At 72.4% G+C, this 26565-nt stretch carries 27 protein-coding genes, 1 tRNA gene and 3 pseudogenes; 21 read left to right on the top strand and 10 right to left on the bottom strand.

Going from position 1 to position 26565, the window contains the following annotated elements; all coding sequences use genetic code 11:
• Positions 1-21 precede the first annotated feature (21 nt).
• Together QQK35_RS07930 and QQK35_RS07925 are read left to right on the top strand one after the other, a co-directional pair.
• Positions 22-573, top strand: coding sequence for an NADPH-dependent FMN reductase (locus QQK35_RS07930; protein ID WP_284253694.1), 552 nt, complete (start codon positions 22-24; stop codon positions 571-573).
• Positions 573-1157 (top strand): hypothetical protein, encoded by a 585-nt coding sequence (locus QQK35_RS07925; protein ID WP_284253693.1) that lies wholly within the window; start codon positions 573-575, stop codon positions 1155-1157. The genes QQK35_RS07930 and QQK35_RS07925 overlap by 1 nt, the downstream gene beginning before the upstream one ends.
• A 9-nt stretch (positions 1158-1166) precedes the next feature.
• On the opposite strand, the gene aspS is transcribed toward QQK35_RS07925, so the two are convergent.
• Positions 1167-2489, bottom strand: coding sequence for an aspartate--tRNA(Asn) ligase (gene aspS, locus QQK35_RS07920; protein WP_284253692.1), 1323 nt, complete (start codon positions 2487-2489; stop codon positions 1167-1169).
• 85 nt (positions 2490-2574) lie between these two features.
• Here aspS and QQK35_RS07915 point away from each other — a divergent pair, with 85 nt between their 5' ends.
• The 5 genes from QQK35_RS07915 (at position 2575) to ccsB (ending at position 7278) form a co-directional block, all read left to right on the top strand.
• Positions 2575-3213 (top strand): histidine phosphatase family protein, encoded by a 639-nt coding sequence (locus QQK35_RS07915; RefSeq protein WP_284253691.1) that lies wholly within the window; start codon positions 2575-2577, stop codon positions 3211-3213.
• Positions 3214-3352: 139 nt separating this feature from the next.
• Positions 3353-3826: a TlpA family protein disulfide reductase gene (locus QQK35_RS07910; RefSeq protein WP_284253689.1), complete on the top strand. Its 474-nt coding sequence runs from the start codon at positions 3353-3355 to the stop codon at positions 3824-3826.
• On the top strand, positions 3826-4551 hold the full coding sequence (locus QQK35_RS07905; protein ID WP_284253688.1) for a cytochrome c biogenesis CcdA family protein: 726 nt from the start codon (positions 3826-3828) through the stop codon (positions 4549-4551). Before QQK35_RS07910 ends, QQK35_RS07905 begins: the two co-directional genes overlap by 1 nt.
• A complete protein-coding gene (resB, locus tag QQK35_RS07900; protein WP_284253687.1) occupies positions 4538-6265 on the top strand; it encodes a cytochrome c biogenesis protein ResB in 1728 nt (575 codons plus the stop codon). The genes QQK35_RS07905 and resB overlap by 14 nt, the downstream gene beginning before the upstream one ends.
• A 2-nt stretch (positions 6266-6267) precedes the next feature.
• Positions 6268-7278: a c-type cytochrome biogenesis protein CcsB gene (gene ccsB / locus QQK35_RS07895; protein WP_425564924.1), complete on the top strand. Its 1011-nt coding sequence runs from the start codon at positions 6268-6270 to the stop codon at positions 7276-7278.
• An 8-nt stretch (positions 7279-7286) separates the two neighbouring features.
• On the opposite strand, the gene QQK35_RS07890 is transcribed toward ccsB, so the two are convergent.
• A complete protein-coding gene (locus tag QQK35_RS07890; RefSeq protein WP_284253686.1) occupies positions 7287-8282 on the bottom strand; it encodes an o-succinylbenzoate synthase in 996 nt (331 codons plus the stop codon).
• A 37-nt stretch (positions 8283-8319) separates the two neighbouring features.
• Between QQK35_RS07890 and QQK35_RS07885 the strand changes: the two genes are divergently transcribed.
• The 5 genes and pseudogenes from QQK35_RS07885 to QQK35_RS07865 all read left to right on the top strand — a co-directional run bounded on the left by QQK35_RS07885 (position 8320) and on the right by QQK35_RS07865 (position 12462).
• Positions 8320-8820, top strand: coding sequence for a hypothetical protein (locus tag QQK35_RS07885; RefSeq protein WP_284253685.1), 501 nt, complete (start codon positions 8320-8322; stop codon positions 8818-8820).
• Positions 8821-8957: 137 nt separating this feature from the next.
• Positions 8958-9236: a hypothetical protein gene (locus QQK35_RS07880; RefSeq protein WP_284253684.1), complete on the top strand. Its 279-nt coding sequence runs from the start codon at positions 8958-8960 to the stop codon at positions 9234-9236.
• A pseudogene (locus QQK35_RS07875) lies at positions 9233-10125 on the top strand (1,4-dihydroxy-2-naphthoyl-CoA synthase). Before QQK35_RS07880 ends, QQK35_RS07875 begins: the two are co-directional and overlap by 4 nt.
• 308 nt (positions 10126-10433) lie before the next feature.
• Positions 10434-11345, top strand: coding sequence for an AMP-binding enzyme (locus QQK35_RS07870; protein ID WP_348535002.1), 912 nt, complete (start codon positions 10434-10436; stop codon positions 11343-11345).
• 28 nt (positions 11346-11373) lie between these two features.
• A complete protein-coding gene (locus QQK35_RS07865) occupies positions 11374-12462 on the top strand; it encodes a 1,4-dihydroxy-2-naphthoate polyprenyltransferase (protein WP_425564923.1) in 1089 nt (362 codons plus the stop codon).
• Between the two features lie 17 nt (positions 12463-12479).
• Here QQK35_RS07865 and QQK35_RS07860 read toward each other — a convergent pair whose 3' ends face one another.
• Positions 12480-12752 (bottom strand): DUF4229 domain-containing protein, encoded by a 273-nt coding sequence (locus QQK35_RS07860; RefSeq protein ID WP_284253683.1) that lies wholly within the window; start codon positions 12750-12752, stop codon positions 12480-12482.
• Positions 12753-12806: 54 nt separating this feature from the next.
• On the opposite strand from QQK35_RS07860, the gene QQK35_RS07855 reads away from it, so the two are divergent.
• The 3 genes from QQK35_RS07855 to QQK35_RS19715 are packed head-to-tail and all read left to right on the top strand — an operon-like array spanning position 12807 to position 14847.
• Positions 12807-13199, top strand: coding sequence for a PLD nuclease N-terminal domain-containing protein (locus QQK35_RS07855; protein WP_284253682.1), 393 nt, complete (start codon positions 12807-12809; stop codon positions 13197-13199).
• Positions 13196-14113, top strand: coding sequence for a 2-succinyl-5-enolpyruvyl-6-hydroxy-3-cyclohexene-1-carboxylic-acid synthase (gene menD, locus QQK35_RS19720; RefSeq protein ID WP_348534910.1), 918 nt, complete (start codon positions 13196-13198; stop codon positions 14111-14113). Before QQK35_RS07855 ends, menD begins: the two co-directional genes overlap by 4 nt.
• Positions 14110-14847: a thiamine pyrophosphate-binding protein gene (locus tag QQK35_RS19715; protein ID WP_348534909.1), complete on the top strand. Its 738-nt coding sequence runs from the start codon at positions 14110-14112 to the stop codon at positions 14845-14847. Before menD ends, QQK35_RS19715 begins: the two co-directional genes overlap by 4 nt.
• Here QQK35_RS19715 and QQK35_RS07845 read toward each other — a convergent pair.
• Positions 14795-15694 (bottom strand): hypothetical protein, encoded by a 900-nt coding sequence (locus QQK35_RS07845; RefSeq protein ID WP_284253681.1) that lies wholly within the window; start codon positions 15692-15694, stop codon positions 14795-14797. The two genes, QQK35_RS19715 and QQK35_RS07845, sit on opposite strands and share 53 nt — an antisense overlap.
• 29 nt (positions 15695-15723) lie before the next feature.
• Between QQK35_RS07845 and QQK35_RS07840 the strand changes: the two are divergent.
• Positions 15724-16548 (top strand): annotated as a pseudogene (locus QQK35_RS07840) (PPK2 family polyphosphate kinase); the annotation flags it as partial.
• Between the two features lie 45 nt (positions 16549-16593).
• Here QQK35_RS07840 and QQK35_RS07835 read toward each other — a convergent pair.
• Positions 16594-17811, bottom strand: a complete 1218-nt coding sequence (locus tag QQK35_RS07835) for an isochorismate synthase (RefSeq protein WP_284253680.1) — start codon at positions 17809-17811, stop codon at positions 16594-16596.
• On the opposite strand from QQK35_RS07835, the pseudogene QQK35_RS07830 reads away from it, so the two are divergent.
• The 3 genes and pseudogenes from QQK35_RS07830 (at position 17705) to QQK35_RS07820 (ending at position 21131) form a co-directional block, all read left to right on the top strand.
• Positions 17705-18690, top strand: a pseudogene (locus tag QQK35_RS07830) (class I SAM-dependent methyltransferase). The gene QQK35_RS07835 and the pseudogene QQK35_RS07830 overlap by 107 nt on opposite strands.
• Positions 18687-19742, top strand: a complete 1056-nt coding sequence (locus QQK35_RS07825; protein ID WP_284253679.1) for a polyprenyl synthetase family protein — start codon at positions 18687-18689, stop codon at positions 19740-19742. The pseudogene QQK35_RS07830 and the gene QQK35_RS07825 overlap by 4 nt, the downstream one beginning before the upstream one ends.
• 33 nt (positions 19743-19775) lie before the next feature.
• Positions 19776-21131 carry an FAD-dependent oxidoreductase gene (locus QQK35_RS07820; RefSeq protein WP_284253678.1) on the top strand — a complete coding sequence of 452 codons (1356 nt, stop codon included), beginning with the start codon at positions 19776-19778 and terminating at the stop codon, positions 21129-21131.
• 206 nt (positions 21132-21337) lie between these two features.
• On the opposite strand, the gene QQK35_RS07815 is transcribed toward QQK35_RS07820, so the two are convergent.
• The 3 genes from QQK35_RS07815 to QQK35_RS07805 form a co-directional block, all read right to left on the bottom strand.
• Positions 21338-21676 carry a hypothetical protein gene (locus tag QQK35_RS07815; protein ID WP_284253677.1) on the bottom strand — a complete coding sequence of 113 codons (339 nt, stop codon included), beginning with the start codon at positions 21674-21676 and terminating at the stop codon, positions 21338-21340.
• Positions 21673-23133 carry a cardiolipin synthase gene (gene cls, locus QQK35_RS07810; protein WP_425564956.1) on the bottom strand — a complete coding sequence of 487 codons (1461 nt, stop codon included), beginning with the start codon at positions 23131-23133 and terminating at the stop codon, positions 21673-21675. Before cls ends, QQK35_RS07815 begins: the two co-directional genes overlap by 4 nt.
• A gap of 130 nt (positions 23134-23263) precedes the next feature.
• Positions 23264-23752 carry a YajQ family cyclic di-GMP-binding protein gene (locus tag QQK35_RS07805; protein ID WP_284253675.1) on the bottom strand — a complete coding sequence of 163 codons (489 nt, stop codon included), beginning with the start codon at positions 23750-23752 and terminating at the stop codon, positions 23264-23266.
• Positions 23753-23758: 6 nt separating this feature from the next.
• Between QQK35_RS07805 and QQK35_RS07800 the strand changes: the two genes are divergently transcribed.
• Together QQK35_RS07800 and QQK35_RS07795 are read left to right on the top strand one after the other, a co-directional pair.
• Positions 23759-24541 carry a lytic transglycosylase domain-containing protein gene (locus QQK35_RS07800; RefSeq protein WP_284253674.1) on the top strand — a complete coding sequence of 261 codons (783 nt, stop codon included), beginning with the start codon at positions 23759-23761 and terminating at the stop codon, positions 24539-24541.
• 154 nt (positions 24542-24695) lie between these two features.
• A tRNA-Tyr gene (locus QQK35_RS07795) sits at positions 24696-24780 on the top strand.
• 31 nt (positions 24781-24811) lie between these two features.
• Here QQK35_RS07795 and QQK35_RS07790 read toward each other — a convergent pair.
• Both QQK35_RS07790 and QQK35_RS07785 read right to left on the bottom strand, forming a co-directional pair.
• On the bottom strand, positions 24812-25612 hold the full coding sequence (locus tag QQK35_RS07790; protein WP_284253673.1) for an SDR family NAD(P)-dependent oxidoreductase: 801 nt from the start codon (positions 25610-25612) through the stop codon (positions 24812-24814).
• Positions 25609-26544: an aldo/keto reductase gene (locus tag QQK35_RS07785; protein WP_284253671.1), complete on the bottom strand. Its 936-nt coding sequence runs from the start codon at positions 26542-26544 to the stop codon at positions 25609-25611. The genes QQK35_RS07790 and QQK35_RS07785 overlap by 4 nt, the downstream gene beginning before the upstream one ends.
• Positions 26545-26565: the final 21 nt, after the last annotated feature.

Below are 26565 nucleotides of genomic sequence, written 5' to 3'. Positions count from 1 at the left end.
AGCCCGGTCTAGCCTGCCGACATGCTGCGGACGCCGGTGCTCGCGATCTGCGGGAGCCTGCGTGCCGACTCGCTGCACCGCGGGCTCCTGCGCGCGATCGAGCGCCGTGCGCCGGGCCTCCAGCTGCTCGGCGACGACCTCGTGCCGCAGCTGCCGCTCTTCGATCCCGGGCTCGACACTCCCGACCGGATGCCGACCGCGGCTCGCGAGCTGCGCCTGCTCGCGGAAGGCTGCGCCGCCGCGATCATCGCGTCGCCGGAGTACGTGCACGCCCCGTCCGGCGTCACCAAGAACGCGCTCGACTGGCTCGTCGGGTCGACCGGGCTGTACGGCAAGCCGGTGCTGCTCATGTCGGCATCGCCCGGGCAGACGGGCGGCATCCGGGGCCTCGCCGCCCTCGTGCCGACCCTGCTGGCGATGGATGCCGCGCTCGTCGACCCGGTGAGCGTCTCGCACGCGCCGAACCGCATCCGCCCCGACGGCGAGGTGCTCGACGCCGGCCTCGACCTGCGGCTCGACATCGCGGTCGAGCAGCTCGCCGAGGCGATGCCCGTCTCGGTGGCCGCGCGCTGATGCAGCGGCTGTACTCGAGTTCCGGCGATCCCGGCGAGCGCCCGGCGGTTCCCGCATGGGTGCAGCCGCCGCAGGACGAGCTTCCCGTGCTGCTGCCGATCGGCGAGGTGCTCGCCCGCACGGCCGGCACGGTGCTGGCGGTGTCGGCGCTCGAGGTGTACTCGACGGGTGTGGTGATCCGCGTCGATTCCGTCCTCCGGCGGCTGGGGGAGACGGCGAAGGACTGGAGCTGGATCCTGCACGGCGGGTTCGGACGGCGGGAGGATCCGCCGGGTGACGAGCTGCACTGGCGCGTCGTGCTCGCCGAGGGATCCACGGCGGAGTTCGGTGGATTCCCGCACGGCAGGGCGTGGGACGAGCAGCCCGAGGGGTGGTCGCTGTCGTTCGCGAACGGCGGCGGAGGCGGGGGCGGCGATGAGCGCTACGACCAGCACCACGGGCTGTGGCTGTGGCCGCTGCCGCCCGAGGGTCCGATGGAACTCGTCGCGGAATGGCGCGAGCGCGGCATCCTGGAGAGCCGCGTGACCGTCGACGGCGCCGCGATCCTCGCCGCGGTGCCGCGGGTGCGCAGTCTCTGGCCCTGACGGCGCGCGCTACGGCTCCAGGCGGTTCGGCCCGCGGAACAGGTAGATGACCTCGCGGATCGACGGCAGGTGCAGCAGCAGCATCAGCACGCGCGCGAGGCCCATGCCGAAGCCGCCGTGCGGAGGCACCCCGTACTTGAAGAATTCGAGGTACTCGCCGATCTCGTCGGGGTTCAGACCCTTGTCCTGCGCCTGGGCGACGAGCACGTCGATACGGTGCTCGCGCTGCGCGCCGGTGGAGATCTCCGCGCCGTTGAAGATGAGGTCGTAGCTGTTGGTGAGGCCCGCGTCGTCGTCGTGGCGGCGGTGGTAATAGGGCCGGATGCTCGACGCGTAGTCGGTGAGGAACACGAACTCGTGCCCGAGCTGCTCCTTCACGTACTCCGAGATGCGGCGCTCGCCCTCCGGGTCCATGTCAGCGTCGTGCCGGGGCACGGTGTAGCCGCGGGCGGCCACGATCTCCTTCGCCTCGGCGAGCGGGATGCGCGGGAACGGCAGCGACGGCACGGTCACCTCGACGCCGAACAGCGCCTCGATCTCGGCGCCGTGCTTCTCCTTCACGGCGGCGAACGCGGCGGCGAGCAGCTGCTCGTGCATCGCCATGACGTCCTCGTGGGAGTCCACCCAGCTGATCTCGGCATCCACCGACACGAACTCGGTGGCATGCCGCGACGTGAACGACGGGTCGGCCCGGAAGGCGGGCCCGATCTCGAAGACCTTGCCGAAGCCGGCGGCCTGGCCCATCTGCTTGAAGTGCTGCGGGCTCTGCGCGAGGTAGGCGGTCGTCTCGAAGTACGGCACCTGGAACAGCTCGGCGCGCGACTCCGACGGCGAGGCCATGAGCTTCGGCGTGTGGATCTCGATGTAGCCGTTGTCGACCCACCAGGTGCGCATCGCGTGCAGCAGCGTCGTCTGCACGCGGAACAGCAGGTTCATCTCGGGCCGGCGCAGGTCGAGCCAGCGGTAGTCGAGGCGCTTGTCGATCGACGAGTCCTCCGCGATGGGGGAGTCGAGCGCGGCGGCGGCGACGTCGAGCCGGCCGACCTTGACCTCGAGCCCGCCGAGCTTGACCCGCTCGTCGTGCTTGAGGTCGCCCTCGACCCGGATGAAGGTGCCCGCCGTGAGCGCGGAGATCGCGTCGGCGATCGGGTCGGGCTGCGGGTCCTCGCCCGCGTCGGTGCGCGGGTGCACGAGCTGCACGGCGCCGGACTCGTCGCGGAGCACGACGAACTGCACCTTCTTCTGGTCGCGCACCGTGTCGACCCATCCGGCGACGGACACGGGTCCGTCGATCGCGGCGGCCAGGTCGGCGACGAGCGTGCGAGAGGTCACGGGCACCGAGTTTACGGCCCGCGCCGACGGGCGGCCGGTTCGTCCGTCGGCGGAGCTTCAGGCAGCCGCCCGTAGAATCCGGAGCGTGTCCGCCGACCTCGTCCGCCTGGTGCGCCACGGCGAGGTCTTCAATCCCGCCGGGGTGCTCTACGGCCGGATGCCGGAGTTCCACCTGAGCGATCGGGGCCGCGACATGGCGCGACTCGCGGCGCGGTCGCTGGCCGGCCACGACATCCGGCGCGTGATCGCGAGCCCGCTCACCCGCACCCGGGAGAGCGCGCAGCCGTGGCTGGACCTGTTCCACCCCGCGGCGGGCCTCGAGATCGACGAGCGCATCATCGAGCCGACCAACGTCTTCGAGGGCACCAACATCCGGCGCGCGGTCCGGGCGAATCCGCTGCTCGCCCGGCACTTCCGCAACCCGTGGCGGCCGAGCTGGGGCGAGCCGTTCGCGGCGATCGCCGCCCGGATGATGGCCGCGATCCACGACGCCCACGCCTCGGTCGACGGCGGCGAGGTGGTGCTCGTCAGCCACCAGTCGCCGATCTGGATGGCCGCCCGCACCGTGCAGGGCAGGCCGCTCGCGACCGATCCGCGCAACCGGCGGTGCGCCCTGTCGAGCATCACGAGCCTCGCCCTGCGCGACGGCCGCTTCGTCGAGGTCTCCTACGAGGAGCCCGCCGCGGAGCTGCTGGCCGGGGCCGTCGACCAGGGGGCGGTGTGAGCGCGCGCGGACGCCGGATGCGGGCGGCGGCGGTCGTGCTGGTGGCGGCATCCTCGCACTGGCCGGCTGCTCGTCGGGTGACGGGATCGCCGGCAGCTACACCGGCGGCGACTACACCTCGGGCGACGGCACGACGCGGGTGATCGCGCCCGGCAGTCGCACCGCGCCGATCAGCTTCACGGCGACGACGTCGACCGGCGGCACGGTGTCGAGCTCCGAGCTGCGCGGCGACGTCGTCGTCGTCAACTTCTGGTATGCGCAGTGCGCGCCGTGCATCGCCGAGGCCCCGCGCCTCGAGAAGCTCTACGCCCACTTCGGCTCGGGGGAGAAGGGCGTGCAGTTCCTGGGGGTCGACATCAATGACCTGGCGCCGCAGGCGACGGCCTTCGCGAAGGCGCACGGCGTCAGCTACCCGATCACGATCGAGACCGGCAACAACGCGCCGATGGCGGCGGCGTTCGCCGGCAAGTTCTCGCCGCGCACCACCCCGACGACGCTCGTCATCGACACGAAGGGCCGGGTCGCGGCGCGCTTCGACGGCGAGATCACGACGGATCAGACCAGCGTGCTGCGCGAGGTCATCCAGGACACCCTGACCGAGACGTCGTCCTGATGGATGTCGGCTCGATCGTCGCGGGCGGCGGCCTCTGGCTCGCCGTGCCGATCGCGCTCGCGGCCGGCCTGGTGTCGTTCCTGTCTCCGTGCATCCTGCCGCTCGTGCCCGGCTACCTCGGCTACGTCAGCGGTGTCACCGGCGGGGCGGTGCGCACCCGGGGTCGCGTGCTGCTCGGCGCGGCGCTGTTCGTGCTCGGGTTCTCGGTCGTGTTCATCCTCGCGACGGTGCTGGTCGGCACGGTCGGCGTGTTCGTCGCCCAGTGGTCGGACCTCATCCTGCGGATCGCGGGCGTCGTCGTCATCGTCATGGGCGTCGTCTTCATCGGGCAGGTCAGCTTCCTGCAGCGCACCGTGAAGCCCGGATGGCAGCCCCGCACCGGCCTCATCGGCGCGCCGCTGCTGGGCGTGATCTTCGCGATCGGCTGGACCCCGTGCGTCGGCCCGACCCTCGTGGCGGTGACCTCGCTCGTGCTCGACCAGGGCGACCTCGCGCGCGCGGTGCTCCTCGGCGTCGCGTACTGCCTCGGCCTCGGGGTGCCGTTCCTGCTGGTCGCGATCGGCTTCGGCTGGGTCGGCGCGTCGGTCCGCTTCGTCAAGCGCCACATCCGGGCCGTCAACATCGCGGGCGGCGCGCTGCTGATCGTCATCGGCGTGCTCATGGTGTCGGGGTTGTGGGGCGTCGTCGTGCATTCGATCGGGGTGGGCGCGAATGTCCCGCTCTGACCTGTCCCGCTCTGACTCCGACGCGCCGACGAGCTTCGGCGCCCGCCCCGACGGCCACGCCGAGGCGCCCGAGCCCGCCCCCGGCATCCAGCAGCCGCGGCTCGGGCCGGTCGGCTGGCTCCGCTTCCTGTGGCGCCAGCTCACGAGCATGCGCACGGCGCTCATCCTGCTGCTGCTGCTCGCCCTCGCCGCGGTGCCCGGGTCGCTCGTGCCGCAGCGCACCTCCGACCCGAATGGCGTCATCCAGTTCCAGCAGCAGAACCCCGACGGCTACAAGATCCTCGACGCGCTCGGAGTGTTCTCGACGTTCGCGTCGCCGTGGTTCTCGGCCATCTACCTGCTGCTGTTCGTTTCGCTCGTGGGGTGCATCATCCCGCGCACCCGGCACCATCTGCAGGCGCTCGTGGCGAAGCCGCCGCGCACGCCCGCCCGGCTCGAGCGGCTGATCGGCTACACGGAGGCGACGACCGCCGTGGATGCCCCCACCGCCGTCGCCGAGGGACGCCGCGTGCTGCGCCGCCTCGGCTACCGGGTCGAGAACTACCCGCTGCCCGGCGGCGGCGACTCGGTCTCGGCCGAGCGCGGCTACCTGCGCGAGACCGGCAACCTGATCTTCCACGTCGCGCTCGTCGGCATCCTGCTCACCGTCGGCGTCTTCGGCGGCTTCGGCTACACCGGCCAGCGCATCCTCGTGCAGGACTCCACGTTCACGAACGTCGGCAGCGACTACGACTCCTTCATCCCGGGCCGGTTCTCGTCGGTGGACGACCTGCAGCCCTACCAGATGCGGCTCGAGTCGTTCCGGCCGACCTACGCCTTCAACCAGACGACCGGCACCTGGGACCCGGAGGACTACGTCACCCGCCTGAGCACCCGCACCCCCGGCGGCGGGTGGACGAAGCAGGAGCTCAAGATCAACGCGCCGATCACGGTCGGCGGCACCCAGATCTACCTGCTCGGCAACGGCTACGCGCCGATCCTCACGATCCGGGACTCCCACGGCACGGTCGTCAAGAACGAGCCGACGCCGTTCCTCGCGCAGGATGCCAACCTCACGAGCAACGGCGTGCTGAAGGTCGCCGACGGGCTGACCGACTCCACGGGGAAGCCGACGCAGATCGGCATCCAGGGCTTCTTCCGGCCGACGCCGCCGGCGGGCAAGGACCAGATCCTGTCGGCCGCGCCGCAGCTGTCGCCGAAGGCCGACGTGTTCCTGTCGGTGTACATCGGCGACCTGGGCCTCGGCGGCGGCACCCCGCAGAACGTGTACACGCTCGACGTGGCGAAGCTGAAGCTCGCCGCGGGGCGCGACCCCGCGACCAGCAAGACGGTCGGCGGCGGGCCGATCGACCTCGTGCGCGGGCAGACGGCGACGCTGCCGGACGGGCTGGGCACGATCACGTTCAGCGGCATCCGGCGCTACGTCAGCCTCGACATCCACCACGACCCGACGCCCCTTCCCGCGCTGGTGTTCGCGCTGCTCGTCCTCGGCGGCCTGCTTCTCAGCCTGTTCGTGCCCCGGCGGCGCATGTGGATCACCGCGGTCACCGGCGAGGACGGCACGCGACTGCGCTACGCCGGCCTCGCCCGCGGCGAGGACGCGAACCTCGAGGCCGCCGTCGCCGAGGTGGCGGCGCGCCACCGCGCGGCCCTCGGTGACCCGGGCGACCCCGACGGTCCGGACGACCCCCGAACACCGATACCTAGGATGTGACCGTGACGACCGATACCCTCGCCGCCTATTCGCTGCTGATGGCGTACTCGGCGATCGCCGTCTACGCGATCGCGTTCGTCATGTACGTGCTCGACCTGAGCCGGCGCACCGGGTCGATCCCCGTCGCCGAGGCGAGTGCTCGTGCCGCGGTGCCGGCCGCGACGACCGCACGGGCCGGCGGCGGCACGGCCCTGCTCGAACGGGTCGGCAGCGTCACCACCCGCATCGCCGAGGGCCAGGCGAAGAGCGTCAACAAGGCGACCCGGTTCCAGCGCACGGCGTTCGCGCTCATGATCATCGCCTGGGTCGTGCACGTCGGCGCCGTCGTGCTCCGCGGCATCGCGGCCGACCGCGGCCCGTGGGCGAACATGTACGAGTTCTCGCTCACCGGCACGGCGATCATCGTCGGCATCTTCATCGTCGTGAACCTCTGGCGCGACGTGAAGTTCCTCGGCGCCTACATCACCGGCTTCGTCGTGCTGATGCTCGGCCTCGCCGCCACCAACTTCTACGTCGCCGTCGCGCCGACGTCGCCGCCGCTGCAGTCGTACTGGCTCTACATCCACATCTCGGTCGCGATGCTCGCCACCGGCTTCTACGCGGTCGGCGGCGGGCTCGCGATCGTGCAGCTGCTGCAGCAGGCGCGCGAGAAGGGGCGCCTGACCCGCGGACGGTTCCTGGCGACCTTCCCGTCGTCGGCGACGCTCGAGGCGATGTCGTCGCGCCTGATCATCGTCGGCTTCGCGTTCTGGACCTTCACCCTCATGGCCGGCGCGATCTGGGCGTACCACGCATGGGGTCGCTACTGGGGCTGGGACACCAAGGAGGTCTGGACGTTCATCGTGTGGGTCATCTTCGCCGGCTACATCCACGCCCGCGCGACCCGGGGATGGCGCGGCACCCGATCCGCTTGGCTCGCGATCATCGGACTGGCCGCGGTGCTGTTCAACTTCACGATCGTGAACCTGTTCTTCCACGGGCTGCACGCGTACAGCGGGCTCTCCACGATGTGACCTCGCCGCTACTCGACCCGCGAGGCGAGGAGGGCGTGGCAGCGCTCCAGGCGGTCGAGCCACCACGTCGTGCGCTCCGGGGGCGCCGCAAGAGCGTCGAGGGCGTCGGCATCCGGCACCGGCCGGGTGACCGGGATCGCGCCGTCGACCGGCACGAGCGGATCGGCGACGACGTCGCGCTCGAACAGGCCGACGGTGGCGAGACCGCAGTCGTAGGGCAGCTCGGGCAGGGCGGCCGCGAGGTGGGCGCCCATCGCGATCCCGATGCTGGTGTCGAGGGCGCTCGACACGACGACCGGCAGTCCCGCGTCGCCCACGATCTCGAGCGCCCGGTGGATGCCGCCGAGCGGCTGCGCCTTGATCACCAGCAGGTCGGCGGCGCCGGCCCGCGCGACCGCCAGCGGGTCGGCGGCCTTGCGCACGCTCTCGTCGGCGGCGATGGGGATGTCCCAGTCGTGCAGGCGGGAGCGGAGCTCGGCGAGCTCCTCGACGCTCGCGCACGGCTGCTCGAGGTACTCGAGGTCGAACGGCGCGAGGGCGTGCACGGCGTGCTCGGCCTCGTCGACGTTCCAGCCGCCGTTCGCGTCGAGCCGCACCCGGCCCTCGGCGCCGAGCGCCGCGCGCGCCGCCGCCACGCGGGCGACGTCGTCGGCGAGCGCCTGCCCGCGTTCGGCGACCTTGACCTTGACGGTGCGGCATCCGGGATAGAGCGCCAGCACGGCCGGCACATCGGTCGCGGGCACGGCGGGCAGCGTCGCGTTGACCGGGATGCGATCGCGGCGGGCGGCGGGCGGCGCGTTCCAGCCGAAGTCGATCGCGGCGGCGAGCCAGGTCGCCGCCTCCGCGTCGTCGTACTCGACGAACGGCGAGAACTCCGTCCAGCCGGCCGGGCCCTCCAGCAGCACGGCCTCGCGCACGTCGACGCCGCGGAAGCGCCGCCGGAGCGGGATCGCAACCACCCGCGCGCCCGCCCGCAGCTCACGCAGGGGCGGGGTCGCGGGCATGTGCCCAGAGTAGGCTGACGCTCGGTCAGGAGGCCCGATGAGCTACTCGCAGCAGCCCGGACGTTCTCCCGCGCCGATGCCGAACCAGCTCCGCTCGATGTCGTCCGGGCCGCCGATCGCCCCGCAGCAGGGCGGGTATCGCCCGCAGACCGGTGGCGTCGCCCCGCAGCGCGGCGGGATCGCGCCGCTACGCGGAGGGATCCCGCCGATCCCGCCGGAGTACACGGTCGCGCCCACGCTCGGGCAGTTCTGGCGCAGCGACGTGCGGCGCACGCGCATGGACGGCACGCGCCGCGTGCGCTGGCCCGGGTTCATCGCGTTCTTCGTCGGCCTCGCCGCGGCGATCCTGCTGCTGCTCTCGGCGATCGCCGCGTCGGTCGTGCTCGCCTCGATCGCCCTCGCGTTCAGCATCGTCGCCGGGTTCTTCGCGATCGTCACGCTCGTGGCCGGCTTCGGCCGCGTGCTCGGACTCTTCGGCCTGCTGCTGGCGCTCGCAGGCAACATCTACATCGTCGCGCCGCTGTTCGGCCTTGTCTGATCCGGTCATGATCCCCGAGGGGTCGGCGTCGGCGACGCCGGCCGCGTCGCGCGCGACCGCCGCGCCCGCGCCGTCGGACACGGCCCCCGCTGTCGTCCATGTCGGACGCCTCGCCGCCCGCGCGGTCGCATCGCCTCGTGCGCGAGCGCAGGCCGTCCCTCGGCCGTTACGCGCTCGCGCTCGCGGTGCTCATGGTGGCGCTGGTGGCGGTCGCGCTGGGGGTCGACGCCCCCGAGCGGTACCTCGCGGCCACCGTCCTGGCGCTCCTCGCCGACGCGTTCAGCGCCGCCGCGCTCATCGTCGGGATCGTCGCGCTCGTGCGCCGTCGCTGCGTGGTCGCGGCGACCTTCGGCGTCGTGATCGCGGTGCTCGGAAATCCGCTCGTCCTCCTCCACGGATTGGGAGCCCTCGCATGAGCGCCGACCGCGTCTCCGAGCTGTTCGACCCCGAGCGCTGGGTCGAGGTCGACGGCTTCGCCGATCTCGAGGACGTGACGTACCACCACGACACCACCGGGCGGGTCGCGCGGGTCGCGATCGACCGGCCCGAGGTGCGCAACGCCTTCCGGCCGCGCACGGTCGACGAGCTCGCCCGCGCCCTCGACGACGCGCGGCAGAACCCGCGGATCGGTGCCGTGCTGCTGACCGGCAACGGCCCGTCCCCCAAGGACGGCGGGTGGGCTTTCTGCTCCGGGGGCGACCAGCGCATCCGGGGGCGCAGCGGCTATGAGTACGACGACGGCTCGGTCGGCGTCGGACGTCTGCACATCCTCGAGGTGCAGCGACTGATCCGGTTCATGCCGAAGGTCGTCATCGCCGTGGTTCCCGGATGGGCGGCCGGAGGCGGCCACTCCCTCTACGTCGTGTGCGACCTGGCCATCGCCTCCGCCGAGCACGCCCGGTTCAAGCAGACCGACGCCGACGTCGGCAGCTTCGACGCCGGCTACGGCAGCGCGTACTTCGCCCGGCAGGTGGGCCAGCGGTTCGCGCGCGAGGTGTTCTTCCTCGCCGAGGAGTACGACGCGCAGCGCGCATACGAGACGGGCGCGGTCAACAAGGTCGTGCCGCACGCCGAGCTCGAGGCGCGGGCGCTCGAGATGGCCGAGACGATCCTCGGCAAGAGCCCCACGTCGATCCGGATGCTGAAGTACGCGCTCAACGCGGTCGACGACGGACTCGTCGGGCAGCAGCTCTTCGCCGGCGAGGCGACCCGGCTCGCCTACGGCACCGACGAGGCGCTCGAGGGTCGCGACGCGTTCCTCGAGAAGCGCCCCCCGACTGGTCCCCCTACCCGTGGCACTTCTGACCCGCCCGAGCCCGTTGAGTGCGCGCAATAGGGGGTCGCGGCGCACTCGCCGCCCCCAATTGGGGGTACGAGACGGGATTCGACCCCCGATTGCGCACCGTGAACGCGGGGTGACGGTGTGACGCGGAGGCTCGAGGTGGTGCGGGGGGCGGAGATCGCGGTGGCGCTGCGCGCCGCGCTCGCGGGGGCCCCGCGGTGCTGCCGGCGGCACCGGGGGCCGACCCGCAGGGGCTGCCCGGCACGGTCGAGCAGCGGATCGCGCTCGTCGTCGAGACGAGCGGCTCGACCGGGGACCGAAGCGTGTCGCACTGAGCGCCGACGCGCTGCTCGCCAGCGCGGCCGCGAGCGAGTCCGCGCTCGGCGGTCCCGGCCAGTGGGTGCTGGCGCTTCCCACGCACTACATCGCCGGGCTCAACGTGCTCGTGCGCTCGTTCGCCGCGGGAGTCGATCCGGTCGAGCTCGAGGGCGGGCCGTTCACCGCGGCACGGTTCGTCGACGCGGCGCGGCGGCTCGGCATCCCGGAGCGCCTCGTCGCCCTGGTACCGGCCCAGCTCGCGACGCTGCTCGACGACCGGAACGCTCTCACCGAGCTGCGCCGGTTCCAGGCGGTGCTCGTCGGCGGGCAGGCGACACCGGCGACGCTCGCGGCACAGGCCGCGGATGCCGGCGTGCGCCTCGTGCGCAGCTACGGCTCGAGCGAGACGAGCGGCGGCTGCGTCTACGACGGCCGGCCGGTCGGCGGGGCGACGGTGCGCGTCGAGGACGGCGAGGTGTGGCTCGGCGGCCCGAGCCTCGCGGAGGGGTATCTCGGCGATCCCGGGCTGACGGCGGAGCGGTTCGTCATGCACGGCGGGGCGCGCTGGTTCCGCACCGCCGACGGCGGCTCGCTCCGCGACGGCATGCTGACCGTCACGGGACGCCGCGACGACGTGCTCATCTCCGGCGGCGTCAAGGTCGCGCTGGCCGAGATCGAGCGGGTGCTGCGCGAGCAGCCCGGGCTGCAGGATGCCGTGGTCGTCGCCGCCCCCGATCCGCGCTGGGGCGAGACCCCGGTCGCATTCACCGCCGGGTACGCCGACACCCAGGCCGCGATCGCCGCGGTCGGCGCGGAACTCGGCGCCGCCGCGCGGCCCGCCCGCCTCGTGCACCTGGATGCGCTGCCCGAGCTGCCGAGCGGCAAGCCCGACCGACGCGCCCTCGCCGAGCTGGCGCGCGGGTAGCCCGGGGTCGGTCGATAGACTTCCGGCCGTGGCACGCCCGAAGCAGCAGCGCATCGACGTCGGCCGGCGCACGGCGGCGGCATCCGGCGGCAAGGCCGTCCCCGCGAAGGCGAAGTCCGCGCCCGCGAAGGGCAGGGCATCCGGCTCGAAGGGCCGCGGGCGAAGCGGACGCCCGGGCGGCCGTCCGATCGTCGAGGCCCGTCCCGCCACCCTCGGCACCTGGATCGCGGGGGCGCGTCCGCAGACCCTCCCGCTCGCGCTCGCCGCGGTCGCGATCGGCTACGGCGCCGCCTCCAACACCGCGGCGTTCGGCGTCCAGCTCTGGGACCACTGGCTCCGCGCGGTCGGCTGCCTCGTCGTCGCGATCGCGCTGCAGATCGCCGTGAACTACGCCAACGACTACTCCGACGGCGTGCGCGGCACCGACGCCCACCGGGTCGGGCCGCAGCGGCTCGTCGGCTCGGGTCGCGCCCGGCCCCGAGCGGTGCTCACGGTCGCGCTCGTGTTCTTCGCGATCGCCGCGATCGCCGGCGTGCTCGTCGTCTGGCGCAGCGGCCAGTGGTGGCTGCTGGCCGTCGGCGCGGTGTGCATCGCCGCCGCGTGGTTCTACACGGGTGGCAAGCGCCCGTACGGCTACTCGGCGCTCGGCGAACTCGCCGTCTTCCTCTTCTTCGGCATCGTCCCGGTCGCGGGCACGGTCTTCGTCCTGACCAGCAGCGCGGCCAGGATCGGCACGGTCAACGTGGAGGGATGGCTCGGCGGCGTGGCCGCGGGGGCGCTCGCGTGCGCGGTGCTCGTCGTCAACAACCTCCGCGACATCGACCGGGACCGCGCCGCGCGCAAGCGCACCCTCGCGGTGCTCATCGGGCGGGTGCCGACCCTCGTGCTCTACGTGGTGCTGATGCTCGTGCCGTTCGTGGTGCTGATCTTCTTCACGCTGTTCTACCTGAATGCCGGCTACGTGTACTTCACGCTCATCGTCGCACTGCCGGCGATCGTGATCGTGCTGTTCGGCACGACGCCGCGCGAGCTCGTGACGGCGCTGCAGCTCACCCTGCTGACGGCGCTGTTGTTCGGGCTGGGGCTGGGCGCGGCGCTGCTGTTCGCGCCCGCCTGAGTGAGCTCCAGGGCCGCCTACGCGTCGCGGTCGATGACCGTGTCCTCGGCGTTCTCGTCGGAGCCGGCCGGAGCCTCGCGGGGCCGGCGCGACGCGGCGAGCTCGGTAAGGGCTCGCGCGCGCAACCGCCCGAAGAAGATGTACGAGATGCAGAACGCCAGGAGGGCGGCGACGACGGCCGCGACCGCCCAGGCGAAGCTCCACAGCTGTGCCGTGAGCGCGTAGACCACCGCGAACAGCACCGCGAACAGCCCCACGCGCACGGCCGAGTACAGGATCCATGCGCGCACCCCGGCATCCTACGATCCGCCGCTGTGCACGGGCTCGGCGCGTAGGATCCGAGCATGCTCCGCCTGCTCCCCGGGATCATCGACCTGGTGCTGACGGTCGTCGCGATCGTCGACATCTCGCTCATCGATTCGTCACGGGTGCGCGGGCTGCCCAAGTGGGCATGGGTGCTGATCTCGCTGCTGCTGTTCATCGTCGGGCCGTTGCTCTGGTTCTTCGTCGGGCGCGAGCGGCTCGAGCCGCGCAACCACGGTCGCTATGCGGCGGAGGGACCCTCGGCGGCATCCCCGCGCTCGGGCCCGCGGGCCCCGGATGACGATCCCGACTTCCTGAGCCGGATCGCGCGGGAGCAGGAGCAGGCGCAGCGCATCCGCGACCTCGAGCGCCGCCTCGCCGAGCGCGACGACCCGACCGCGGGCAACCCGGACGACACGAAGCCCGCCGGGTGAGCGCCGCCCCGTCCAGCGAGTTCGCCGTCGCGCTGCTCGCCGAATTCGTGCGTCTCGGCGTGCGCGACGTCGTGCTCAGCCCGGGTTCGCGCTCGCAGGCCCTCGCGCTCGCCGCCGCGCAGCTGGAGCGCGCCGAGCTGCTGCGGCTGCACGTGCGCATCGACGAGCGCTCGGCGGGCTTCCTCGCGCTCGGCATCGCCGCGGAGTCGGGCATCCCGGTCGCGGTGATCACGACGTCGGGCACGGCGGTGGCCAACCTCCATCCGGCGGTGCTCGAGGCGTCGCACGCCGGCATCCCGTTGCTGCTGCTGACCGCCGACCGCCCGGAGGAGCTGCGCGGCATCGGCGCGAATCAGGCGACGATCCAGGACGGCATCTTCGGGTCGGCGGTGCGCCGGTCATGGGATGTGCCGCCGCCTGCGGGCGCTCAGGGCGCCCCCGAGCTGGCGCGCGAGGCGCTCGCGGCCGCGTCGTCGGCCGACGGCGCGGGTCCCGTGCAGCTGAATCTGGCGTTCCGCGAGCCGCTCTCCGGCGACGCGCGGCTCCCGGAGGTCGAGCCGGGTACGTGGACCGCTCCCACCCGCTCGGGCGAGACCGTCGAACTGCGCCCCGCGCCCGGCACGGTGGTCGTCGCCGGCAACCGCGCGGGCGAGCGGGCCGAGGAGGTCGCGCGCGAGCTGGGCGCGCCGCTGCTGGCCGAGGTGTCGAGCGGCGCCCGGTTCGGCCCGAACCTCGTCGCGGCGTATCGGGAGCTCATCGACGCCGGCAACTTCGGCGACCGGGTCGAGCGGGTGGTGGTCTTCGGGCATCCGACGCTCAGCCGCGAGGTGCCCGCCCTCATCCAGCGGCCCGGCGTCGAGACGGTCGTCGTGCGCACCCCGGCCGCGACGATTACGACCCCGGGCGGGTCGTGACGCGGTTCGCGGATGCCGTCACGGTCGTCCCCGACGAGGCCGGTCTCGCGGCGGGCCGCTCGTGGATCGGGCGCTGGGTGACGGCATCCCGCCGCATCCTCGACGAGAGCGCGGACGAGCCGCTCGGTGCCGCGCTCACCGACGACGCGCTCGAACGGGCGCGGTGGGCGCGCGACCAGCTGGCCCAGCTGCGCGAGCCGGTCACGCGGCGTCTGCTGGCACGGTCGGTGTGGGATGCCACCTGGCCGCACGACCGGCTCGTCGTGGCGGCGTCGCGGCTGATCCGCGAACTCGACCGGATCGCCGCCGGCAAGCGGATCCGCGTGCACGCGAACCGCGGTCTCGGCGGCATCGACGGCACCATCGCGACCGCCTCGGGCATCGCGCTCGCGACCGCCGACCGCGGCGTGATCCGGGTGCTGCTGGGCGACCTCGCCCTGCTGCACGACGCCGGGTCGCTGCTCGGCTCCGGCGGGGCGGAGATCGAGGGCCGCCTGCAGCTCATCGTCGGCGACGACGGCGGGGGCTCGATCTTCGACACGCTCGAGGTCGCGTCGGCCGACCCCGCGCTCTACGCGCGCGTCATGCGCACCCCGCAGAGCGTGGACACGGCGGCGCTCGCCGCGGCCTACGGCTGGGAGTTCCGCCGGGTCGAGACCCGCGGTGACCTGATGCCCGCCCTCACCGATGCGGGTGCGACCCGGACCCTGATCGAGGTGCCGCTGGCCCACTGACGGCGCGTGCGGCGCGGCGCAGCCCAGCGTCCTGCTCACGGTTGCTGACGACGGCGCCCACCACGATCAGGGCGATGCTCGCGAGCGCCCAGATCGTCGGCAGGAGCCCGCCGCGGAGGCTGACGAGCGCGACGAACTGACGTGCCATGTCGGCGCGGGTCGACCCGGATCCCGCGGCCAGCACGAACTGCATCGCGATGGCGAACGACACCGCGCCGGCCAGAATGGCGACGCCGGCGACCAGGTTGAGCGGGGTCATGGTGCCGAACGCGGTGCTGCGGCTGGTGCCGTCTCGCTCAGCCTGAGTGCGCGGGAGCACCGCCGCGACGAGGATCCCGATCGGCACCATGATGATGAACGCGACCCCGCCGCCGAGGGCGGCGCCGACGACGGAGAGCATCAGGAGGACCCCGATCGCCTGGTAGACGCTCCAGCCGTATTCGAACCCGTCGGCGGGGATGTCGGGGCGCGCCGAGGCGAAGAAGACGATCGCGTACACGACGGCGGGCACGAGCAGCAGCAGCGGGACCCCGCGAGGTCCCTCCGCCACCCGGACGGTCAGCCGCTCGCGCAGGCTGCCGGTGCCGTCGATCCAGAACACCGCGATGATCTGGAGCAGTCCGCCGGCGACGCTGGTGAGGAAGAACGTCCAGCCGAACGTGTCCCAGTCGGGCCCCGACCCGATGATCATCGCGAACCACGCCCACACCGCCACCGAGATCGTCAGGCCGACCACGATCAGGTGCAGCGGTCCGAGCCCGGTGGCGAGGCCGACGAGCACGCTGCCGGTCGATGGCCTCGCCGACGTCCCCTGGGACTCTCGGGAGCGGGCGGATGCGGTACCCATTCCGACCATTGTGCGCATAGCGTGCGGGCATGGCCCACCACGCACCGCTGACCGCCGCCGGACCGCAGTTCGCCCTCGCGGACGTGGATCCGGCATCCACCCCCGGGTTCGACGGCGGCAAGAAGGCGGGAAGGAGGGCGCTCGCGAAGGGCGCGGCCGAGCTCGCCGAGCTGCAGGAGAGGCTGTTCGCCGCCGGCCTGAACGGCGACCGCCGCAGCGTGCTGCTGGTGCTTCAGGCGATGGACACGGCCGGCAAGGGTGGCGTCGTCAGCCACGTCGTGGGTTCCGTCGACGTGCAGGGGGTCGCGCTGCACGCGTTCAAGGCGCCGACCGACGAGGAGAAGGCGCATGACGTGCTCTGGCGGATCCGGCGCGAACTGCCGGCCCCCGGGATGCTGGGCGTCTTCGACCGCTCGCACTACGAGGACGTGCTCATCCATCGCGTGCACGCGCTCGCGTCGCCCGAGGTGATCGAGGCGCGCTATGCGGCGATCGTCGACTTCGAGGCGGAGCTCGTGGCGGCCGGCACCACGATCGTCAAGGTCATGCTGCACATCTCGCCGCAGGAGCAGCGCGATCGTCTGCTCGCGCGGCTCGACGACCCGACGAAGCAGTGGAAGTACAGCCCCGGCGACGTCGATGAACGGGAGCTGTGGGGCCGGTACATGGAAGAGTATGAGATCGCGATCCGGCGCACGTCGACGCCGGATGCGCCCTGGTACGTGGTGCCGGCCGACCACAAGTTCGCACGACTCGCGGTGCAGCGATTGCTGACGGATGCCCTCCGCGGCCTCGACCTGCACTGGCCGCGCCCGGACTACGACGTCGCCGCGGAACGCGCCCGGCTCCTAGCCGAAAACGCCCAGTGCGCGTGCCCGCGACTATGCGTTTTCGGCCAGTCAGCCGAAGGCCTCCACGATGGGGCGGAACTTCAGCCGCGTCTCGGCCAGTTCGTGCTCGGGATCGGAGTCGGCGACGATGCCGGCGCCCGCGTACGCGGTGACGCCGCCGGCGGCATCCACCTCGGCGCTGCGCAGCGCGATCGCCCACTTGCCGTTGCCGGCCGCGTCGATCCAGCCGACCGGGCCGCTGTAGCGGCGGCGGTCGATGCCCTCGAGCTCCGCGATCGCCGCGACGGCCGCGTCGGTCGGGGTGCCCGCGATCGCCGCGGTCGGGTGCAGGGCGGCGGCCAGGTCGAGCACGCTCGAGCCGTCGGCCAGGCCCGCCTCGACGTCGGTGGCGAGGTGCCAGAGGTTCGGCAGCTTGAGCGCGTAGGGCACCTCGCTCGCGGCGACACCGCGCACGTGGCCCTCCAGGGAGGCGAGCACGCTCTGCACGGCGAAGCGGTGCTCGTCGAGGTCCTTGGTCGAGGTCGCGAGGGCGAGGGCCGCGGCCTGATCGCTCGCCGCGTCGACGCCGCGGGCCGCCGACCCGGCGAGCACACGTGCCGTCACCGTGCCGTGCCCGACGCGCACCAGCGTCTCGGGGCTGGAGCCGAGCAAGCCGTCGATGGCGAACGTCCAGGTGTCGGGGTAGCCGAGGGCGAGCTCGCCGACCACCCGGCGCAGGTCGGCATCGACGGGAATGTGGCCGACCAGGTCGCGTGCGAGCACGACCTTCGCAGCGTCGCCGGCGTGGATGCGGCGCACGGCCTCCGCGACGATCTCGCGGTACCGGTCCGGCGGCGTCGCCCCCGGGCGCAGCGGGATGCGGTACTCGGGGCCGAACGGGGCGGCCGCGACCCGGTCGTCGGCGTCGTCGCCCTCGTCGACCTGCACGCGGGTGATCCAGCCGACGCCGTCACGGCGTCCCACGATCACGCGCGGCACGATGAGCACGCTCGGCCGGTCCGACCCGGCGGCGAACGTGAAGGCGCCGAACGCGACGAGCCCGCTGCCGGAGAGCCCGACCGGATCGTCGATCTGCGCGTCCGCGGCGATGCGACGCCAGGCCGCGGCCGCGTCGCGGATGCGATCGGGTCCCGAGAACTCGAGGCGCAGCGCCTCGCCGATGCCGCCGATGCCCTCGCCGCGCCGGACGAACAGCAGCGGCCGCGACGGATCCAGCAGCGGCACGAGCGAGGACGGCGCATCGATCTGCCGGGTGATGACGCGCACGGTCCCAGCCTACGTATCCCGGGCTGACAGGGTCCGGCGCGAGCGCACGGGCGGGCGCCGACCCGACGGGCGGTCAGGCGGAATCAGTAGGCTGAAACCCGTGGCGAGGGCCGAGATGGACAAGCAGCCGGGCGCCGTCTCGGGCATGTTCGACGAGGTGGCGCGGGGCTACGACCGCACCAACGCCGTGCTCTCGCTCGGCAACTCCGGACTCTGGCGGATCGCGACGGTGCGGGCCATCGACCCGCAGGCCGGCGAGCGCGTGCTCGACATCGCCGCGGGCACCGGCACGTCGTCCGCGGCGATCGCGCGCGGCGGCGCCGAGGTGGTGGCCCTGGACTTCTCGGCCGGCATGATCGCGGAGGGCGCAAGCGCCATCCGGAGATCGAATTCGTCGAGGCCGACGCGGAGAAGCTGCCGTTCGACGACGGCTCGTTCGACGCGGTCACCGTGAGCTTCGGGCTGCGCAACATCGCACGCCCGCAGGTGGCGCTCGCCGAGATGCACCGGGTGCTGCGCCCGGGCGGCCGCGTCGTGATCTGCGAATTCAGCAAGCCGCCGCGCGCGCTGTTCCGCACCGGGTACGGCGCGTACATGCGGTTCGTGATGCCGCTCGTGGTGCGCGCGACCAGCACGGACCCCGAGGCGTACGACTACCTGGCCGAGTCGATCCGCGACTGGCCCGACCAGCACACCCTGAGCCAGTGGATGCGCGGGGTCGGATTCACGCGCGTCGCCTACCGCAACCTCACCGCCGGCGTCGTCGCCCTGCACCGCGGCCACAAGCCCGCCGACGAGGCGATCCTGGCGCGCACCGCCCAGCGCACCGCACCCCGTCGCAGACCCGCCGCCGCAACGCCGTCGAAGGACCCCTCGTGACCCCGACCCCGCTCGCGCGCCGCAGCAACACGCTCAGCTCGTCGCTCGGACTCGGCGAGAAGCTGTTCGCCTCGAGCGAGGAGCGCCAGTTCGCCGACGCGATCGAGCGCGGGCTGGACGAGGTCGAGTCGGGCCTGCTCGCCGAGGTCGCGTTCGCCGACGACATGGCGGATGTCACGAGCCGCTACCTGATCGAGGCCGGCGGAAAGCGGGTGCGTCCCACCCTCGTGCTGCTCACGGCGCAACTCGGCGAGGGTGCCAACGCGGCCGTGATCACCGCCGCACGCGCGGTCGAGATCACCCACCTGGCCTCGCTGTACCACGACGACGTCATGGATGAGGCGCAGCTGCGTCGAGGGGTGCCGAGCGCCCAGTCGAAGTGGGGCAACTCCGTCGCGATCCTGACCGGCGACCTGCTCTTCGCCCGGGCGTCGAAGCTCATCGCGAGCCTCGGCGAGCGCGGCCTCGAGGCGCAGGCGGACACGTTCGAGCGGCTGTGCCTCGGGCAGCTGCACGAGACGATCGGCCCCCGCGCCGGCGAGGATCCGATCGCGCACTACCTGCAGGTGCTCGCCGACAAGACGGGCTCGCTCATCGCGCTCGCGGCGTTCCTGGGCGTGATCTTCTCACAGGCGCCCGAGAGCTTCCAGGAGCCCGTCGAGCTGTTCGGCGAGCGGATCGGCGTCGCCTTCCAGCTCATCGACGACGTCATCGACCTCTCGCCGTCCTCGGACGAGACCGGCAAGGCGGCGGGGACCGACCTGCGCGCCGGCGTGCCCACCCTGCCGCTGCTCTACCTACGCGATGCCGCCGCGTCGGACGACGAGGCCGCCGCCCTGCTCGCCCGCATCGAGGGTTCGGCTGACGCCGACGACGCGGAACTCGCGCGCATCGTGACCGCTCTCCGCGAGCACGACGTGACCCGCGCTACCCTGACCGAGGCGCGCCGCTGGTCGGCGCTCGCCGTCCAGGCCCTCGACCCGCTGCCCGACGGGCCGGTGAAGAAGGCGCTGACGAAGTTCGCCGAGGCGATCGTGGAGCGATCCGCGTAGCGCGCCGCGCGCGTCCCGACCGAGAGGAACCCGTTGAGCAAGCTCCGCCTGGCCATCGTGGGAGCCGGGCCCGCCGGCATCTACGCCGCCGACATCCTGCTCAAGCACGAGAGGTCGTTCGACGTCTCGATCGACCTCTTCGATCACCTCCCCGCGCCGTACGGGCTGGTGCGCTACGGCGTCGCACCCGACCACCCGCGCATCAAGGGCATCATCACCGCGCTGCGCGACGTGCTCGACCGCGGCGACATCCGGATCTTCGGCAATGTGCGGTTCGGCACCGACCTCACCCTCGACGACCTCAAGCACCACTACAACGCCGTCATCTTCGCGACCGGCGCGGTGCGGGATGCCGACCTCGGCATCCCGGGCATCGACCTGCCCGGCAGCTACGGCGCCGCCGAGTTCGTGAGCTGGTACGACGGCCACCCCGACTACCCGCGGGAGTGGCCGCTCGATGCGCAGTCGGTCGCGGTGATCGGCAACGGCAACGTCGCGCTCGACGTCGCGCGCATCCTGGCGAAGCACCCGGAGGACCTGCTGCCGACCGAGATCCCGGCGAACGTGTACGAGGGTCTCACCGCCTCGCCGGTCACCGACGTGCACGTGTTCGGCCGCCGCGGCCCGATGCAGGTCAAGTTCACGCCGCTCGAGCTGCGCGAGCTCGGCGAGCTGCGCGACGTCGACATGATCGTGCACGACGAGGACTTCGACTACGACGAGGCCTCACGGGCGGCGATCGAGTCGAACAAGCAGATCCTCGTGATCGACCGGGTGTTCACGCAGTGGCGCCAGCGGGAGACCGGGCGGGCCTCGCGGCGCCTGCACCTGCACTTCTTCGCGAAGCCGACGGAGGTCGTCGCCGGCCCCGACGGCCGGGTCGCGGCGTTCCGGTACGAGCGCACCGAACCGGATGGCGCGGGCGGCGTCCGCGGCACGGGCGAGTTCCGCGAGGTGGAGGTGCAGGCCGTGTACCGCGCGGTCGGCTACTTCGGATCGCCCCTCGACGGCATCCCGTTCGACGAGCGGCACGGCGTCATCCCGAACCACGAGGGCCAGGTGCTCGGCGACGACGACCGCATCGTGCCGGGCGTCTACGCGACGGGCTGGATCAAGCGCGGCCCGGTCGGGCTGATCGGTCACACGAAGTCCGACGCGATGGAGACGATCGAGCACCTCGTGCGCGATCAGGCCTCGTGGTGGAGCCCGGCGTCGCCCTCGGAGGAGTCGATCGTCGCCCTGCTCGACGAGCGCGGCGTGCGGTACACGGACCTCGACGGCTGGCACGCGCTCGACGCGCACGAGATCGCCCTCGGCGAGCCCGAGGGACGCGCGCGCATCAAGGTCGTGCCCCGCGACGAGATGGTGCGCGTCTCCCGCGGCGAATGACCTCCGCCGGATCCGTTGCCGCTTCCGGCCGTCGAACAGCCCGCGGAGCGGACGTGTCGAGACGCCACTGACTCGGCCGCGTGCCTCCGCACCCCTTTCGAAACCGCATGTGAGCTCCGCCTCACTGTGAGGCGTGTTTGACACGGCACCAGGACCGGGGCGACGGCCAGGGCGCCCCCGGACGGAGACGGGCACGGTCCGTCGTGTCAGAGCTCTCCGATCAACCCGAACACGGCGTTAACGAGCATCGCGTCGGCTCCGCCGGCAACGTGCGCACCGGTCTTGCGGAATTCGTACTGGTACTGCAGACGGTGGAGGCCGCGGCGGATGATCGTCCCGACCACCGCGTCCGGGGCGGGCTGGATCCGAGTGACTCCCCAACTCGGCCCGTCCCAGACGGGGTCGTCCGGTTCGCGGCGGTCGATGCGGTATCGCGGCCCGTCGTCCGAGATGACCTCGAACCGCGCGATCTCCTCCAGGCCGTCGGCGTACGGATCGTCCACGATCGAGCCGCCGAGCACCAGCCGCCCGAACCCCGCGCTCACTGCAGCACCGCCGTGAGCCGCATGACGTTGTCGAGCACGCTCGTCCAGCGACCGCGGCGGCGCCACACCTCGAGCGTCAGCTCGGTGCTGTTCGCGCGGAAGTCGTCCTCGATCGCCCGCAGCCGCTCGAGGAACGCGCGCCCGCGCACCATGACCGAGATCTCGAGGTCGAGCGAGAAGGAGCGCATGTCGAAGTTGCTCGATCCGATCACCGAGAGCTCGTCATCCACCGTGATCGACTTCGCGTGCAGGATCGTCGGGGCGCGGTACAGGAAGATGCGCACGCCCGACTTCAGCAGCTCGTCGTAGTAGCTGCGCTGCGCGTGGTACACCCCGAACTGGTCGCTGATCTGGGAGACGAACAGCTGCACCTCGATGCCCGACTGCGCCGCGGTCGTCAGCGCGTAGAGCATCGAGCCGTCGGGTACGAAGTACGGGCTCACGAGGTTGATGCGCTTCTGCGCGGCGTAGACGAGCGAGTTGAACATCTTGAGGTTGTTCTCGTCGCTGAACCCCGGGCCGGAGGGCACGACCTGGCAGTCGAGATCGCCGTCGCCGACGGTGCGGGCCGGCGCGGCCTCGCGGGTGAGCAGCTCGTTCGTCTCGGAGTACCAGTCGGTGACGAAGAGCGCGTCGATGCCGGCCACGACCGGTCCCTCGAAGCGGGCCATGAGATCCCGCCAGCGCAGCCCCTTCTTGCGGTTCTTGCGCTTCTGGTAGGGCTCCTCGATGACGTTCTGCGAGCCGGTGAACGCGATCTGCCCGTCGATGACGAGGAGCTTGCGGTGGTTGCGCAAGTCGGGGCGCTGGATGCGTCCGCGCAGCGGCTGGAACGGCAGCATGAGGTGCCACTGCACGCCGAGCTCCGTCAGCCGGCGCTTGGCCGGGCCGAAGCCGGGGTAGCCCGAGTTGCCGAGGTGGTCGAGCAGCACCCGCACGGTGACGCCGCGTTCCCGAGCGGCGCCGAGGGCGTCGAAGAACGGTCGAGTGGTGTCGTCGAGCGAGAGGATATAGAACTCGGCGTGCACGGTCGTCGTCGCCGCAGCGATCTCGGCGACCATCGCGTCGAGGGCCTCCTGGTCGTGGTCGTACAGCGTCGCCGCGTTGCCGCCGACCAGCGGCATGGAGCCGAGGTTCCGGTTGAGCTGGACCACCGGCTCCAGCCACGACGGCCACGGCGGATCGGTGCGCACCCGCTCGATGCCCTCGGTCGTGTCGAGGATGTACGCGTTGATCTCCCGCTGCTTGCGCCGTCGCGCCCGCGGCAGCCGCGCGCGGCCCAGCACGAGGAAGACGAGCAGCCCGATGTACGGGATGAGGTAGATCGCGAGCAGCCAGGCCACGGCCGTCTGCGGCCGCCGGTTGCGCGGCACGACGATGAGCGCGCCGATACGGATCCCGGCATCCACGACGATCGCGGCGATCGTGATGATGAAGGCGAGCGTGCCGCCGTCGATCTGGAGCTGCACGGGCTCAGTATGCCGGGCTCCTGGGTCCGATCGGCGGTTTGCCATCCGATTCGGCCCGCGCGCCCCGCAACCGATGGCAAACGGTCGATCGGTTATGGAGTCGGAAGCGAACCCGGGGTCAGCGGAAGTTGACGAACTGCAGGGCGACGTCGAGGTCCTTGCCCTTGAGCAGCGCGATCGTCGCTTGCAGGTCGTCGCGGCTCTTGGACTGCACGCGCAGCTCATCGCCCTGGATCTGGCTCTTGATCGACTTGGGGCCCTCGTCGCGGATGATCTTGGAGATCTTCTTGGCGTCGTCGCTCGAGATGCCCTCCTTGATGGATGCCTCGATCCGGTACTCCTTGCCGCTCGCGAACGGCGCCCCCGCGTCGAGCGAGCGCAGCGAGATGCCGCGCTTGATGAGCTTGGACTCGAACACGTCGAGCACCGCTTTGACGCGCTCCTCGCTGGAGGCCTTCAGCACGAACTTCTCGCCGGAGGCGTCGATCGAGGCGCCGACGTTCTTGAAGTCGTAGCGCTGCGCGATCTCCTTCTGCGCCTGGTTCAGCGCATTCTGGGTCTCCATCGGGTCGACCTTGCTCACGATGTCGAACGAGGAATCTGCCATCCGGCCATGCTAGAACCGATCCTCGTGGCGGCCCGCGGACGGATCATCGCCGGTGTGCTCGGCGGGGCGGCCGGCGTCGTCGTGATCGTGCTGCTCGTGCTGGCCCTGACCCCGCGAGCCGGCGGCGGCACGGTGCTCGTGCCGGACGAGACGCCCGCCCCGCGCTGGGCGCCGCCGGCCGATCCGCCGGTCGCCGCCGTCACACCCGGACCGTACGGGATCGCGGGTCTCGCCGAGCCCGCGTGGGTGGCCAGGACGGCGAAGGCGACCGGCATCCCGCGGCGCGCGCTCGCCGCCTATGCCGGCGCCGCCATGACCAAGGCGAGCGCCATGCCGGCCTGCGGTCTCTCGTGGACGACCCTCGCCGGCATCGGTCGCGTGGAGAGCGACCACGGCCGGCACGGCGGCTCCACGATCGGCGCCGACGGCACGGCGACCCCGCCCATCTTCGGGCCGGCGCTCGACGGCGACGGGGTGGCCCGCATCCCGGACAGCGACCAGGGCGCGATCGACGGCGACACGAAGGCCGACCGCGCGGTCGGGCCGATGCAGCTGATCCCGCAGACCTGGCGCAACTGGCACACCGACGCGAACGCCGACGGGCGCGAGGATCCGCAGAACATCGACGACGCCGTGATGGCGAGCGCGAACTACCTCTGCCGGGCCTCGACGGGTCTCGACACCGAGGCCGGCTGGCGCCGCGCGATCACGTCGTACAACGACGCGACGACGTACATCGACGCGGTGGCGCGCGCCGCGGAAGGCTACCGCACGGCCGCCGACCGCTGATCCCCGCCGCGTCCGGCATCGGATGGGCACTTTGCCATCTGATCCGCTCCGCGCGGATTCGATCGAATGGCGAAACCGCGCTCGGTTGCGCCGCGCAGCCGTGGTCGGCGGGATCGCGCGATCCTTGTATCCTTGTGCGGTGCCTCGCGCACATGGCGAGTTACCCAAGCGGCCAAAGGGATCTGACTGTAAATCAGCTGTCTACGACTTCGGGGGTTCGAATCCCTCACTCGCCACCATCGCGGAGGGCCTGCGTCGCGGCAGCAGCCGTCACCAGGCCGTCCAGCCGCCGTCGACCACGAGCTGCGCGCCGGTCACGAAGCTCGCCGACGGTGAGGCCAGGAACACCACGGCACCGGTGATCTCGCTCGCGCGCCCGACTCGCCCCATGGGCACGTGGGCGACCAGGCGCTTCATGAACTCGGTCTCGCCGCCCTGGCCCGCCGGGTTCGGGAAGGGCCCCGGGATCACGGCGTTCACGGTGATCCCGCGCGGCGCGAGTCGCACGGCCTGGTAGCGCACGAGCTGGGCGACGCCCGCCTTCGCCATCCCGTACTCGACCGGGTTGACCGGCACGCCGTCCGGATACGCCGACGGGTCGGGGCTCACCTGGCCGTACATGGAGCCGAACTGGATGATCCGTCCGCCCCGGTCGGCGGGCGCGGCGACCATCACTCGCTCGGCGGCGCGACCGAACCAGAACGCGCCCTGGAGCGTGACCGACAACCCGGCCGTGAGCCCCTCGGCGTCGAGCTCCTCGTAGGTCAGGCCCGAGTGCGTCGCGCAGAGGTTCACCGCGATGTCCAGGCCGCCGTGCCGTGCCGCGATGTCGGCCGCCTGCCGGTCGGGGGCCCCGTCGTCGGCCACGTCGAGCTCAAGGCCCTCGGCGAGCAGGCCGGCGTCGTCGAGCTCCGCCGCGACGCGCTGCGCCTCGCTGAGCCGACGGTCGGCGATCACGACGCGGGCGCCGTGCTCGGCGAGCGCTCTCGCGACCTCCGCGCCGAGCTGCCCGCCGCCGCCCGCGATCCAAGCCACCTTGCCGGTCAGGTCGAAGCGCCAGGGATTGATCATGTCGAGTCCTCTCGTCGGGGCGGCCAGAGCGCGGGGCTCACGAGATCGGGGGAGCCGGCGGGGATCGAGGCCTCCAGCCGGCGGCAGTCGCTCTCCGGCAGGGAGCCCCGGGCGAATTCGTCCGCGATGTGCGCGAGCTGCGCCCGCGAGCGGATGCCGACGACGACGGCGTCGATCCACGGCTGCGCGAGCGCATAGCCCAGGCACAGTCCGGCGAAGGTGCGCCCCGTCTCCGCCGCCATCCGCGCGAGGGAGGCGCGCACGGCGGCGGCATCCGGGCGGGCGTCGCGGGGCCAGGTCGCGTCATCGGGGTCCAGGAGGATGCCCTGCAGGAACGCGGACCGCGCCACGATCGTGACGTCGGGCCGCGCGGCGAGCGCGTCCTGCACCGACGCCGTCAGCCACCGCCGGTCGACGACGTTGAACGGGAGCTGGATGTAGCCCAGGTCCGGCACGGCCAGCGCCTCGGCGAGCTCGTCCGGGTCGGCGACCGACACGCCCCAGCGGCCCAGCAGGCCGTGCGCCCGCGCGGCTCGGAGAGCGTGGATCGCGGCCCCACCGGCACGGCGCAGGTCGGCCGTTCGGTGCAGCAGCACGGCATCCAGGTGGAACGCGCCCACGTGCGAGAGCGACTCGGTGAGGCTGGCCCGCACGGCGGTCTCGATGCCGAGGGTCTCGGAGTGGTCGGTGAGGGGGCGGATCTTGGTGACCACCGGCAGCGCGCCGCCCGCTCCGGATCGCCGTGCCCGGCCGATCGCGGCTTCGCTGTCGCCGTACGCGCGTGCCGTGTCGACCGCCGCGCACTCCAGCTCGACGGCCAGGCGCAGGATGTCGGCGACCTCCGCGTCGGTCGGTGCCGGCTTGCCGCTGCGGCCGTACGACTGGCCGAATTGCGCCGCGCCCACGACGAGGCGCGACGCCGGGCGATCCATCTCGGCAGAGTGATGTAAAAC

Source organism: Pseudolysinimonas kribbensis, assembly GCF_030161895.1.
In the GTDB taxonomy this organism is placed as follows: domain Bacteria; phylum Actinomycetota; class Actinomycetes; order Actinomycetales; family Microbacteriaceae; genus Pseudolysinimonas; species Pseudolysinimonas kribbensis.
This window is presented reverse-complemented; position numbering and strand designations above follow the sequence as displayed.

Bases quoted from the DNA above. Each gene is read 5' to 3' on its own strand.
- QQK35_RS07885 (WP_284253685.1), top strand. From the start codon at position 8,320: ATGAGCTACTCGCAGCAGCCCGGACGTTCTCCCGCGCCGATGCCGAAC.
- QQK35_RS07845 (WP_284253681.1), bottom strand. From the start codon at position 15,694: ATGGGTACCGCATCCGCCCGCTCCCGAGAGTCCCAGGGGACGTCGGCG.
- resB (WP_284253687.1), top strand. From the start codon at position 4,538: ATGTCCCGCTCTGACCTGTCCCGCTCTGACTCCGACGCGCCGACGAGC.
- QQK35_RS07785 (WP_284253671.1), bottom strand. From the start codon at position 26,544: ATGGATCGCCCGGCGTCGCGCCTCGTCGTGGGCGCGGCGCAATTCGGC.
- QQK35_RS07800 (WP_284253674.1), top strand. From the start codon at position 23,759: ATGCTAGAACCGATCCTCGTGGCGGCCCGCGGACGGATCATCGCCGGT.
- QQK35_RS07805 (WP_284253675.1), bottom strand. From the start codon at position 23,752: ATGGCAGATTCCTCGTTCGACATCGTGAGCAAGGTCGACCCGATGGAG.
- QQK35_RS07925 (WP_284253693.1), top strand. From the start codon at position 573: ATGCAGCGGCTGTACTCGAGTTCCGGCGATCCCGGCGAGCGCCCGGCG.
- QQK35_RS07890 (WP_284253686.1), bottom strand. From the start codon at position 8,282: ATGCCCGCGACCCCGCCCCTGCGTGAGCTGCGGGCGGGCGCGCGGGTG.
- QQK35_RS07905 (WP_284253688.1), top strand. From the start codon at position 3,826: ATGGATGTCGGCTCGATCGTCGCGGGCGGCGGCCTCTGGCTCGCCGTG.
- QQK35_RS07790 (WP_284253673.1), bottom strand. From the start codon at position 25,612: ATGATCAATCCCTGGCGCTTCGACCTGACCGGCAAGGTGGCTTGGATC.
- QQK35_RS07855 (WP_284253682.1), top strand. From the start codon at position 12,807: ATGCTCCGCCTGCTCCCCGGGATCATCGACCTGGTGCTGACGGTCGTC.
- QQK35_RS07930 (WP_284253694.1), top strand. From the start codon at position 22: ATGCTGCGGACGCCGGTGCTCGCGATCTGCGGGAGCCTGCGTGCCGAC.